This window comes from Photobacterium aquimaris, from assembly GCF_002954455.1.
GTDB classification, from domain to species: Bacteria; Pseudomonadota; Gammaproteobacteria; order Enterobacterales; family Vibrionaceae; genus Photobacterium; species Photobacterium aquimaris.
This window is the reverse complement of the sequence record NZ_MSCC01000001.1, coordinates 484,385-497,554: the sequence shown is the minus strand read 5'-3', so window position 1 is coordinate 497,554 and position 13,170 is coordinate 484,385. Positions and strand designations below refer to the sequence as shown.

Annotated in this window: 11 protein-coding genes and 1 tRNA gene; 1 reads left to right on the top strand and 11 read right to left on the bottom strand. The window is 32.8% G+C overall.

Going from position 1 to position 13,170, the window contains the following annotated elements; translation table 11 throughout:
• Window position 1 precedes the first annotated feature (1 nt).
• A tRNA-Arg gene (locus BTN98_RS02075) sits at window positions 2-78 on the top strand.
• 158 nt (window positions 79-236) lie between these two features.
• Here BTN98_RS02075 and wecA read toward each other — a convergent pair.
• From wecA to BTN98_RS02020, 11 genes are all read right to left on the bottom strand, one after another.
• On the bottom strand, window positions 237-1,316 hold the full coding sequence (wecA, locus tag BTN98_RS02070) for a UDP-N-acetylglucosamine--undecaprenyl-phosphate N-acetylglucosaminephosphotransferase (RefSeq protein WP_060997110.1): 1,080 nt from the start codon (window positions 1,314-1,316) through the stop codon (window positions 237-239).
• 141 nt (window positions 1,317-1,457) lie between these two features.
• The gene (locus tag BTN98_RS02065; RefSeq protein WP_060997111.1) at window positions 1,458-2,624 is read right to left on the bottom strand and encodes a nucleotide sugar dehydrogenase; all 1,167 of its coding nucleotides are present in this window, start codon (window positions 2,622-2,624) and stop codon (window positions 1,458-1,460) included.
• A gap of 10 nt (window positions 2,625-2,634) precedes the next feature.
• Complete coding sequence (locus tag BTN98_RS02060; protein ID WP_060997112.1) at window positions 2,635-3,747, bottom strand: glycosyltransferase family 4 protein; 1,113 nt, start codon at window positions 3,745-3,747, stop codon at window positions 2,635-2,637.
• A 4-nt stretch (window positions 3,748-3,751) separates the two neighbouring features.
• On the bottom strand, window positions 3,752-4,759 hold the full coding sequence (locus BTN98_RS02055) for an NAD-dependent epimerase (protein WP_060997113.1): 1,008 nt from the start codon (window positions 4,757-4,759) through the stop codon (window positions 3,752-3,754).
• Window positions 4,759-5,631, bottom strand: coding sequence for an ATP-grasp fold amidoligase family protein (locus BTN98_RS02050; RefSeq protein ID WP_060997114.1), 873 nt, complete (start codon window positions 5,629-5,631; stop codon window positions 4,759-4,761). Before BTN98_RS02050 ends, BTN98_RS02055 begins: the two co-directional genes overlap by 1 nt.
• Window positions 5,632-5,640: 9 nt before the next feature.
• Window positions 5,641-6,648, bottom strand: coding sequence for a sugar-transfer associated ATP-grasp domain-containing protein (locus tag BTN98_RS02045; protein ID WP_060997115.1), 1,008 nt, complete (start codon window positions 6,646-6,648; stop codon window positions 5,641-5,643).
• Between the two features lie 373 nt (window positions 6,649-7,021).
• The gene (locus tag BTN98_RS02040) at window positions 7,022-8,032 is read right to left on the bottom strand and encodes a sugar-transfer associated ATP-grasp domain-containing protein (RefSeq protein ID WP_060997116.1); all 1,011 of its coding nucleotides are present in this window, start codon (window positions 8,030-8,032) and stop codon (window positions 7,022-7,024) included.
• A gap of 224 nt (window positions 8,033-8,256) precedes the next feature.
• Window positions 8,257-9,411, bottom strand: a complete 1,155-nt coding sequence (locus BTN98_RS02035) for a glycosyltransferase family 4 protein (protein ID WP_060997117.1) — start codon at window positions 9,409-9,411, stop codon at window positions 8,257-8,259.
• A 57-nt stretch (window positions 9,412-9,468) separates the two neighbouring features.
• Complete coding sequence (locus BTN98_RS02030) at window positions 9,469-10,536, bottom strand: glycosyltransferase (RefSeq protein WP_060997118.1); 1,068 nt, start codon at window positions 10,534-10,536, stop codon at window positions 9,469-9,471.
• Window positions 10,537-10,579: 43 nt separating this feature from the next.
• On the bottom strand, window positions 10,580-11,968 hold the full coding sequence (locus BTN98_RS02025) for a lipopolysaccharide biosynthesis protein (RefSeq protein WP_060997119.1): 1,389 nt from the start codon (window positions 11,966-11,968) through the stop codon (window positions 10,580-10,582).
• An 18-nt stretch (window positions 11,969-11,986) separates the two neighbouring features.
• A complete protein-coding gene (locus BTN98_RS02020) occupies window positions 11,987-13,168 on the bottom strand; it encodes a hypothetical protein (RefSeq protein WP_146107000.1) in 1,182 nt (393 codons plus the stop codon).
• Window positions 13,169-13,170: the final 2 nt, after the last annotated feature.

The following is a 13,170-nucleotide window of genomic DNA, read 5'->3' as shown; positions in this document are numbered from 1 at the left end:
TGCTTCCTTAGCTCAGATGGATAGAGCGTCCCCCTCCTAAGGGGAAGGCCGCTGGTTCGACTCCAGCAGGGAGCGCCATATTTATCAACGCCTTAGCGATTTATTTCGCTGAGGCGTTTTTGTATCAGAAACAGCATATGTAGTTACTAGTGCAGTAGCTACATATTATGAGCCATAAAAAAAGGCCGAGTAATCAATGATCACTCGGCCTTTATTGTATTTACAACAGTATATTGTTATTTAGATGTCGATTTATGCGTCTTTAGGCCGAGAATGTTACGTACAAAAGCAACAATACGGAAAATATGACTAATCGCAGCAAAGTAACAGACGAACATCACTAAGAAAGCAACGAACATGGTTGACTCTGCAACACCTACATAATCACTCCACAGACCAATAATAGAACAACTCAATGCCATCGAACAAATAGTCAGTAATGTCTGACGAGATGATAAACCAAGACGTTGGAATATATGGTGTAAATGCTCACGGTCTGGCTTAAATGGTGATTGCCCCTTACGAATACGACGAATCATAATAGTCGCCATATCCATCAATGGAATCGCAATTAACCATAATGCCGTTACTGGTTTAAATGCATACGAAGCAGGATCTTGTGTTGCTTTGATTAATAACCATACAACAGTAAAACCGATAAACATACTACCGGCATCACCCATAAAGACTTTTGCTTTAGAGCCAAACGGAATACCTAAGTTAAGCATAATGTAAGGAATAATTGCCGTAACAATCAAACCACAAAAAGTACCTAAATAAGTATTTCCAGATAGGTAGAATACAACGCCCATCGAACCGATAGTTACTGCTGCTAATCCACCTAATAAACCATCAATACCATCCACCATGTTAAATGCATTGATTGCACCAATAACACCGAAAACAGTAATAATATAACTTGTAAATACAGACAGCTGAATAGTATCACTGCCCATTAAATAACCAAGGTTATGTAGGCTATGACCACCAATAACGATCATAGCGATAGAAATAGCAGCTTGAACGATTAAACGTATTTTAAAACTTATATCTAAACGATCATCAAATGCACCAAGAATAATCAATACTAGAGCGCAGCCTAAATATAAATATACATCACTGGTATGAGGAAGAAATGACAAAAAAGTAACTGAAATAGCGGCAAAAATAGAAATACCGCCCACTAAAGGAATCGCTCCTTTATGGTGTTTTCGAGCATTTGGTTTATCAACTAAACCAACAACTTTTGCTACAACTCTCATCACAAAAAGAAATATTAATGATGAGATAAAGACGAAACAATATCCAGTAAACATAACGAACACTTTTTAAATTGGAGAAATTTGCATATAAAAAGAAACAATAGAGGATATTAGCGAACCAATAACCCTCTATTATTTCATTATTTGCGCTCATTAATCGTATGAATTAATAATAAAAATCATTGACCTTTATTATTAATCTGCTTGGAATATATCACGAGTATAAACTTTATCAGCTACATCGCTTAATTCTTCAGCCATACGATTAGAAACAATAACATCACAGTCTTGTTTAAATTGATTCAAATCTTTAACCACTTTAGAGCGGAAGAATTCAGCGTCATCAAGTACTGGTTCGTAAATAACAACCTCAATACCTTTAGCCTTAATGCGTTTCATAATACCTTGAATACTAGAAGCACGGAAATTATCTGAGCCAGACTTCATAATAAGACGGTATATACCTACACGCTTTGGATTGCGACTAATAATAGAGTCAGCAATAAAGTCTTTACGTGTTGTGTTAGCATCTACAATCGCACCAATAATGCTATTTGGTACATTTTTATAGTTAGCACGTAATTGCTTAGTATCTTTTGGTAAGCAGTAACCACCGTAACCAAATGATGGGTTATTGTAGTGATTACCAATACGTGGGTCTAAACCTACACCTTCAATAATTTGACGTGCATTCAAGTTGTTAGTTTCAGCGTAAGTATCTAACTCGTTGAAGTAAGCAACACGCATCGCTAAGTATGTATTTGAGAATAATTTAACCGCTTCAGCTTCTGTTGAGTCAGTGAACAATACTTCAATATCTTCTTTAATAGCGCCTTGCTGTAATAGGCTAGCAAAAACTGTTGCGCGCTCACTTTGTTCACCAACGATAATACGTGAAGGATAAAGGTTATCGTATAACGCACGACCTTCACGTAAGAATTCTGGTGAGAAAATAATATTGTCACAGCCAAATTTTTCTTTAACTTCTTTGGTATAACCTACTGGTACAGTTGATTTTATAACCATTACTGCATTAGGGTTAATCGCTAACACATCTTGAATAACTGCTTCTACAGAAGAAGTATTAAAGTAGTTATTAACACTATCATAATCAGTTGGAGTTGCGATGATAACGTATTCGGCATCTTGATAAGCCATTTGCTTATCAAGCGTTGCAACAAAACTTAGATCTTTATTTTGTAAGAAATATTCAATTTCACGGTCAACAATCGGTGATTTTTTATTATTAAGAAGGTTTACCTTTTCTTCGATAATGTCGACAGCAATAACATCGTTATTTTGTGCCAATAGCATGGCATTTGACAGACCTACGTAGCCTGTACCTGCAATAGTAATTTTCATAAAATCTCTCTTAGATAATGCTTTCAATAGCCGTTAGATATTTATTAATTATGATTTTTTCATCGAATTCATTTTCGATTTTCTGGCGACTTGCTAACCCCATATCAAGACGTTCTTGATGAGTATGCTCAATTATTTTAGTAAGCATTTCTACCAAGCTTGCAGTTGATCGAGTCTGGCAAAGATAGCCATTAACACCATGGTCAACCGTTTCGCGACAACCGACATTATCCGTTGTTACTATTGGTTTACCCATTGCACCGGCTTCAAGTAATGATTTAGGGACTCCTTCACGATAGAAAGATGGCAATACCATACAATCAACTTTAGCGATTTCTTCCTCAACAGTGTCTGAAAAACCGAGATAATTAACAATACCTTCATCAACCCATACTTGCATCTCTGCGCGTGATACAGCAGAAGGATTATTCACATCTAGAAAGCCAAGTAGATTAAATTGTACTTTGTCACCGTAACGTTGTTTCAATTCACGAGCAGCTTCAACATAATGACCAATACCTTTGTCATAAAGCATACGCGCTACTAATAAAAAGCTCACTACACCATCATCTGCGGCTGGTGATATTGCAAAACGCGAGAGATCAGCACCAGAGCCTGGTAAGCGATCCGTCTTTGAAATATCCGCCAGTTTATTATCGATAAATAACCCGCGATCATCTTCGTTCTGAAAGAAGATTTTATCAGCACGACTTTGACTAAATTTATATAATCGGCGTGCTATTTTGGCCGTCATATTCTCATCAATGAAAATAATACCTAAACCAGCGATATTATTAATGACTTTGGTGCCATTTTTTGATGCTGCAACTGTGCCATAAATATTATTTTTAGGCGTAAAGTTCAAAACAACATCAAACTTTTCGGTTTTAAAAATAGTATTAAAAGCAAAAAAAGTTTTTGCATCATTAATCGGATTAGTACCACCTTGATCAATATCAATGTGAATAAATCGCGCCCCTAATTGTTCAAGTTTTGTTGAATAATCATCTCGAGGTGCAATCGCCGTTACTACATGGCCAGCTTCAATTAACGATAATATAGTGTTCTTTCTAAAGTTATATAAATACCAACTTGTATTGGCTGATATAGCTATCTTTGCCATGGGGTCACTTATTATAAAATTCTTTATACCAACGAACGAGGTTCGCAACGCCTTCTTTCACTCCGACTTTAGGGGTATAGCCGGTAGCTTTGAATAAATCTTGCGTATCTGCATACGTTTGGTAAACATCACCAGGTTGCATGCCACGGAAGTTCTTAGTTGCTTCAATGCCTAATTCAGCTTCAATAGCTTTAATAAAGTCCATCAAATTAATTGGGCTACCGTGACCGATATTATAAACACTGTATGGTGCTGAACTTGATGCTGGTGTACCTTCTTCAACAGTCCAATCATCATTACGCGCAGGGATCACATCAGCAATACGAATAACACCTTCAACAATGTCATCGATGTAAGTGAAATCACGCCACATATCGCCATTGTTGTTAATATCAATCGTTTCGCCATCTAGAATTTTCTTAGTGAAAATAAAAGGTGCCATATCTGGACGACCACAAGGACCATAAACGGTAAAGAAACGTAATCCAGTGGTTGGCATATTGTACAAATGTGAGTATGAGTGAGCCATTAACTCATTAGATTTTTTAGTTGCCGCGTAAAGTGATACTGGGTGATCAACGGTGTCTGAGGTTGAAAATGGTGTTTTTGCATTCAGGCCATATACAGAGCTTGATGACGCATAAACAAGGTGAGCAACATTATTATGACGACAACCTTCTAAAATATTAAGGTGACCCACAAGGTTACTATCAGCATATGCCATTGGGTTTTCAATCGAATAACGTACACCTGCTTGAGCTGCAAGGTGAACAACACGATCAAATTTTTCGGCGGCAAATAAATCTAGTACATCTTGAGAATGCGCAATATCAATTTTCTTGAAGACGAATTTGCTGTCTTTTAGCAGAGGTGCTAGACGTGATTCTTTTAACGCAACGTCATAATAATCATTGATGATATCAATACCAACAACATCATGGCCTTTTTTCAATAATTCTTCACTTACTTTTGCGCCAATAAAACCAGCAGCACCAGTCACTAAATATTTCATTATTTCACCTTATAATTTTGTGTCCACAGATCGCCGATTTTTACATCCCAATCATCAGGCATCGTTAAAAATCCAGATGCTGAATACATCGTTAGCTCACTGAACGTTACCTTTCCTTCATAGAAATATAAATCGACCCGAACAAAATCGTAATGTTGACCAATTTTTTCCGCAATACAGATCATCTCATCTATAAATTCCGGTTTAGGTGGCGCAGGATGACGACGAGGATGATGATACTCAAACCCTAGTTCTTCCCAATTAGCGTCATATAGATTACGGGTCATACTTGTAAAACGACCAGAATCTAACTGAATGAAGCCAACTTTGCCATTAAATACATACAGTTTATAGTCATCAGGTTCATGACCATTAAATTCAAGATATTCTTCAATAAATACTCTTGGTGGAATATTTTCATATGCCCATTCGCCAAGCGCACCAGATTGATCTTTTTTAAGCCAATCCTTTGCTAACGATTTCATCTTATCTTTACTAAGATGATTACCATGACGAATAATTTCGATCGTCTGACTCGTATGGTTTGCTTTATATACGTAATCTTTTGGTAACGTTGTTAAATCTAATTTATCAAGCGACTCAGGCGAATCACCTACCCATAACATTTTTGGTAGATATAATTCAGGAACAATATCTTTAACGAAATCTTTCGCTTTTATTTTATCAGCACCAATCGTTAATAGTTCATTGCGATCTGCTATCTTTTTACACTGAATTTTTTCATTATATGTCCGAGGATTATCAAAATTGATAAATCGCTTAAATTTTCGGAAAAACAAAATCTGCAATCGAGTCTTAATTGGTATTTTAGAGATGATCTTTGAGAACAATCTAAATTCTAGACTTTCCACTTTACACCCTCACTTATTAATACTTTTTATATATTTAATATGATTTTTAAATATGGGACCATTATTTGCTTGATGGAAATTAATTTCACCCCAACCTGCATTATATTCAATAATGGACATATTGCCGTCATTATCTACTGTTAAGTCCCATGAAACTATACCGTGGCTTTTTAAACATTTGTGCTTATCTTTAACAAGTTCCAATAACTCATTATAATAAGGAATCAAATAACCATCTGAAAATTTAATAGATGTTCCTGGATGCTGATAATATTTTTTGAAATCATGATCAATTGCGAAATCTCGTAATTTACCAGAGCTATCAACACCAATAGATATACCACCAGCTGCAGAGTTATCAATACGGCCACCATTACCCATTCTTAATACTGTTGATACAGGATAAACATTGCCTTGGTAAGCAAAACTCATCACTCTTACAGTATTAATTGATGATGGGTTAAAGATAGCCAGATCATCATGCTGCGTTATAACAGGTTGAATAACAAAGTCATATTTAGCATTAAAATAAGTAGTTAAAAATGGAACTATATGATTTGCAACACCAATTTCAACACCATTACCGCCACCTGTACCAATACTACGTTTGATAACAAACTCAGTGCCAGGTAGTGATTGTTCAAGATATGATACTAAATCATTAAACTCAATAACGTCATTGTTACTATCATAAATAGTACCAGCAATACAATTTGCAATTGTTAACACTGTATTACTATTAAGGATATTTGAAATATAACCTTTATGATCAAAAAATTTATTCAGACCAAAATCGTTAACTTTTGCTTCTAAATTATTGTAAAAATAAGGTTCAGATAAATAATGATCTGATTCAATACCGCAAGCACTTTGATAGCGGTGACTCCAAAAACGCCCTAACATTGGGCTTAGCATATTTTTACATTTTAGAGATTTAGGATTTTTAATACCATATTTAATATATCTAGCATTTGCCAAAATCTCATAAGCAAAACGACGAGCAAAGCTATTTTTCATTTGTAAGCCTTATATAAGAATGTTATTAGTGTAATGAAAAGCTTTGCATTATACACAGGTCATTTTTAAATAATATCGTAAAGTCACTATTGAATTAATCTATGAAAATAATGACACCAACAAAACATATAAAATACAAATAACAAGAAGTAAAACTATCAGCATAATTTACATTTAATTATTTGATGTCATTAATTAGCTATAAATACAATAACAACTCGATATTAAGTATTAACCATTATAAGCATTTAGTTTCCAATAAATTAACTAATAATTTCAACCACCCAACAAATTCAGGATAAATAAATAATATTAAGCCTAAATATTTATCAAAAAACATAATTTATTGGTTATTCAATAATTGTATTTAATATTATAAATTAATATTCTTTATATATGGCATGTGTTGTTTAAATACTGGACCATGAAATGCTTGATGTGACTCTAAACCACTCCATGCTGTATTACATTCAACAATAGTGACGTAACCATAATTATCAACACTCACGTCCCATGAAATAATGCCATGACTCTTGAACAGTTGATGCTTCTCTTTTACAACATCAACCATTTCGTTAAAGTAAGGCACTTCATAATTGCCAGGAAACTCAAGCTGAGTTTGTGGGTGCTGAGTAGTTTTATTCAAATAACAGTCAAAACCAAATGTTGTTAATGAACCATCATCCTTAATACCAATACATAAACCACCAGCACTAACGTTATCGATTCTGCCTCCTGGACTTCCCATTTTCACCATACTTGAAACATGGTGAACTTCACCGTCATAAGCCAGTGTCATAATGCGCACGGTATTAAGTGATGATGGATTAAACTCAGCTAATTTATCGTGTTGTTTAATCAACGGCTGAATAACAAAATCATATTTCTTTTTACGATAGAGGTTAAAGAACGGAATAATTTTCTCCGCATTACCAACCTCAACACTTTCACCACCACCAGTACCAACGCTTCTCTTAATAACAAACTCGTCATTAACAGGATCATTACGTAATTTTTCAGCAACAGTGCTTGCATCAATAATGTTATCATCAGCATCGTAAACAATACCGGCGATATAATTAATCAATAATGGAATCGCATTTGATTGCAAAATAGAAGGTAGGTAACCTTTATGATTGAAATAATCACTCAATTCAAAGTTGTTTATTTTTGCTTCAACTTTATTAAAATAAAAAGCATCAGAAAGATAGTCATCCGATTTAACACCAGAAAGCAACTCGAATTTATAAGATGAAAATCGACCCATTATTGGACTAAGCGTATTTTTCCGCTTAAAAGATTCAGGGTTTTTTAGTCCCCAGATTAAATCTTGTACTCCTACACGAAGTTCAAAAATGCGACGTCGTAAAAAGCTATTTTTCATTAAAAACCCTTTCTTTATTAAATACAAAAATCGCAAATAATAAAGTCATATATGATTAAAAATAATCGATATTGAAGCTCCCTCTTTAATACCGATCAAATACAATAAATTAAAATTACACATCTATACAACTTATTGAATTATTACTGCTTATATTAAATCACAGTGATTATTTTAATTAATTCAATAGCTAGCCAATATTATATTTAGCGCGGTAAGTACTATTACTTAAACGTGTTATATATATGTTGTTGCATTTCTTCTAAACTAAATTTATTAATAATTAATTTGCTATCAGGATGATAACATTCTTGATTAGAAATGATCTCATTAACAGCGTTAGCGATTAATACTGGCTCTGATTCATCAATAATTATACCGTCTGATTTTTCAACTACAATTTCAGAAATTCCAGGTGTATTAACCGCAACAACAGGAGTTTCAACACTAAGTGCTTCAATCACAATAGTTGGTAATGCTTCACTAGAATTAACATTCATTGTTTCCCCTTTAAATGATAACGTTTGATTTATCACTGATGGGAAAATTAACAAATCTGACTTCATTATTTCAGGTATAACATTTGAACACCAACCATGAAATATAACTTTATCTTGTAGTGCATTTTCAGAAATAATACTACTTATATAGTCTTCATAATTTAGTAATGGATTAGAATGAGCATATGAACCATAAACATGAAGTTTAACATTTGAATGGTTAATATCTTTTAAAGCCAGTAATATATTATGAAGCCCTTTATGAGCAACCAAGCTACCAACGAATGATAAATTCAATTCATCATCAACTGGATTTTTCGCTATTTCACGCTTAAGGTCAAAACCATTATAAATAACTTTTACCTTATCATCTTGAGGCAACGAGTCTTTAATATTTTGAGATGGGACAATAATTTCATCAACAAAAGACATCATTATTTTAGATATTTTATCTGAACAACTTAACTTACTATGCAGATGCCAAATAACTTTAGTTTTAGTCAACTTAAGCAACAAACAAGATAATACAAAACCACGAGGATCATAGGTATATGTGTAATCAGGTTTTTCTTTAATTACATGAAAAAGAGAAAACACATTAAAGAATAAAACATTAAGGATAAAATAAAGTTTATCCATTAGTGTTTTTTTAGTTCCCTCAAATCGACCAGTACCAAAAACTTTAGTAAATAATGATTCACATGGAATTTTTTTAGTATCACCAAATTCTTTTACAGTATCACTGTACAAAGTATTATTTAGACGTTGAAAGATGACGACATCATATTTCTTCTTTAACATCGGAATGATATTTAATGTTACTTTTTGTGCACCTGCGATATTACCTGTAAAAAACTCAAATATTACAACTTTCTTCATGTTATTCTCATTTAGTTTAAGATTATATTTATATAATGTCTTAATTTGAATATGGAGTTAGTCTTTTATAACTTGTTCGAGCAAATTAAAGCTCTTATCACTATTAAAGTATCTAATATCAGACAGTTGATTATCATCTAGAAGTGAGATAACTTTTTGCGCAAATTCATTGCAATCAAAGCACGGAACTAAATAACCATTAATGCCATTCTCAATGATTTCAGCAGGGCCACTTGGGCAATCAAAAGAAACCACAGGCGTACCTGCAGTTAAAGATTCAGCAAGAACATTAGGGAATCCCTCATATAAAGAGGTTAAAATCGTAATACGAGAGCGATTGTAATAATTATTAACATCATCAGTTGCTAATATACGTTCAACTTCGATATTATTACGTTGTTTAATATCATCTAAATTATGCTGAAGCTCTGTTTCAAGATCACCTGTACCAATAATAGATACGTTAATTTTTCGCTGCTGAGAAACAAGATCAATCACATTCGCAAGGTAATCAAGGCCTTTTTGCTTTTTTATACGACCGACAAATAATAGATCAATATCTTTTTCAACATCAGGTTGTTTAAAAATACTTGTCGATACAGGGTTATATATAACCGTTATCTTATTCTCTGGAATAGAAAGATAACTTACCATGTCATCTTTCATATCATTACATTGAGCAATATAATAATCGATATTTCTATAAACTAATTTTGTTAATAGGATTGTAACGAATTTCTTGATCGAATTTTTACGGATATGTAAATCTCGACTAAGGTAATTCACATTACGAGCAATTAACTTAAATTTACTTTTATCGATGAATCGACGATAAAACCATAATGCAATAGATATTTGATGATTAAATGTAATTACAGTACTAGCAAACTTAAAATTTGTTGCTTTTATTTTTTTAAGCATTGAAGATGCATTATGGCAATGCAAATAAACCAATTCAATTCGATTATCTAAAAGGTTAATATAAGAATCTTCATATTCTCTAAAAAGAACAATACGTACTTTATAATTATTGTCAGCTAAATAATTTGCATAATTAACGCAAACACGTTCAGCACCACCTTTCCTTATTGCATCAATAAATAAATCTATACTTTTTTGTGTCATAATAAAACCAGATCAAATAACAAAAACAATTAACAACGCAGTATTACACTTTTTCTTTTGATAACAATAACAATATACCAGCAGGGACTATCATACTTAATATTAGCTTCACACCCAGATCGACAATGATTGAATCGATATTAATATAATAATTAACTAACAAGCTTGAAATTACGATTGGAACCATAATTAAAACTAATCGCTTAAAATATTTTAAAACTGGAAATTTAAAGTATTTATGCGAAATTAAGATGTTAACAAACCATTCAAATACAGTTGCAAAAATCATGAAGTATAAAACCACATGAATACCATAAGAGTGGATTAAAACAAAGATAATACCAAGTATCAATTTAACTGATAATCTTATTTTTAGATATAAGTCACTACGTCCTTCAACTGATAATATATTTCCAAATAAATTAGATAATGGCACAACAAAAAAAGCGATAGATAATATTGATAAGAATAAACTTGCACCAACCCAACGCTCACCAAGTAACTTCAAAATAATATCGTGTGAATTAAATGATAACCATAATGATACAGGCAAATAAACACTTACAATATAAGATGCAATATTAATTAAATTACCAAAATAACATTTATCATTATTTCTTAACTTACTAATAATAGGATAGTTAACTCGACGTACAACCGATGTTATTGTCATTGATGGTACTTCTGTCAATTTAGTTGCTTGGTTATAAAAACCTAAATCAGTAACAGAATAAAACTTACCAATACCTAAATTAAACATATAACGATATGCGACATCAACAATGTTACCAAGCAGCAATTTATAACCAAAGTTTAAATGCTCTAGCAACAGTGACATTCTAAAATGCCCTGTTGGTCTCCACCGAATTACACACCAAAAGATAACACATCTTACTGATGATAAAACCACCGTTTGAATAATTAGCGCCCAAACACCAAAACCATTATGAGCTAATAATAACGCAACAATACCACTAAAAATCACAGAGAATAATGTAATTTTAGCCTGCGTTCTAAAGTTAAGATCTAATGTTAATGTTACTCGCTGAATTTGCTCAAAAGCTGTAAATACAATACTTAATGCATATACTTTTAGATAAACTTCAGCTTGTGGTAAATTTAAAAAGTGCGCTAAGAATCCAGAAGAGAAAAAGATAATCGCATAAAGTAAAATACCAAGCGTAATATTAAATACAAATACTGATGTGAAATCATCCGCAGTTGCTTCAGCCTTACGAATTAAACTACTATTTAAACCACCATTGCCAATTACATTAGATAAATAAACAACTACTGAAATTAAACCAATAACACCAAAATCAGCTGGCGTAAGTAACCGTGCTAACAGAATAGTAATGATTAATTGACTACCTTGAGAGCCAACACCATCAACAAAGCTCCACAAGAACGCTTTGAACTCTCGAATATTCACAAGAATAGATTCCTTTGTTTAATCGACATTTTTATGACTTCCTTCATCGTTAGTGTCATCATCGTCATCGTCATCGTCATCTTCAATATCAGATTCCAATACTGGTTTGTTGTTGAATACCAAGAAGAAATAAAATATAAAACCAAAGTATAGAAAACTTAATTTAGTTAAAAATATAACAAATAAAATAATTCGATTTAGCGTCGATTTGGTTTTAATAAACAAATAAGACCCAATAATAGCAAGTCCAACATAACCAAATTTAATGATAAAGAATAACCACATACCATTATCATTAAGCGACGCAATACCTAATCGATAAATAGCGCCTGTGCTATTCATAACTCCAGCAGCAGCAGGCATAATACCAAGTGCACCATTACCAAAAATCAAAATAGGCAGCTGCTGAGCAAAAACCATTGCATTTAAATTATCGCGTATATCTTGAGCATTACCGCCTTGAGAAGTTAAACGCTCAAAAGCAATCCCTATAACGGCAGCAACCAATAATGGCGATAATAAAAATAAAATATACTTTAAATAACTACCCTTACTTCTTAATAAGAAGTAACCAATAATGATAAGACCATAAGCAATCGCAGCCACCGAGAATGACATAATGATTGAGATTGCAGCAATGATAACTAACTTATCAACTTTTGGATTTAGATAGAGTTTAGATGCTAAAAGAACAACAATAAATCCAGCGTAAGTTGATGGCTCTTCATAAAAACCAGTACAACGATAAACTTGACCAATAACAGGAATAACCATTCCACCACCATAACGTGATGGTTCACCTGTTATAGCTCTCAATGGATCAATGTAATAACCTGTAGGGAAGACGACGATAAATTGCAGAAAAAACATTGATAAATTAAAAATGATTACGTATTTGACCATTTTTTCTAATTTATTAATGTCTCCTTTAAGAAAAACGAAGGTACTGTAAGCAGAAAATATCTTCACCATCATACCAACAACAAAACTATAGTAAGTGTATTTAACTAAGTTATGCATATGTGGGTATATTTTAAAAACTGAAGGTAAAGCAATAAGTGCTACCAGTAATGATATCCAAATAAATGACTTCGTACTTTGACTATCAATTTTGTTATTAGTATCCAAAAAGTGCAGCACCCACCCAATTCCTAATAAAGGAACCATTAGGTCATATCTTAGCGCATCAATATTTTCCATAA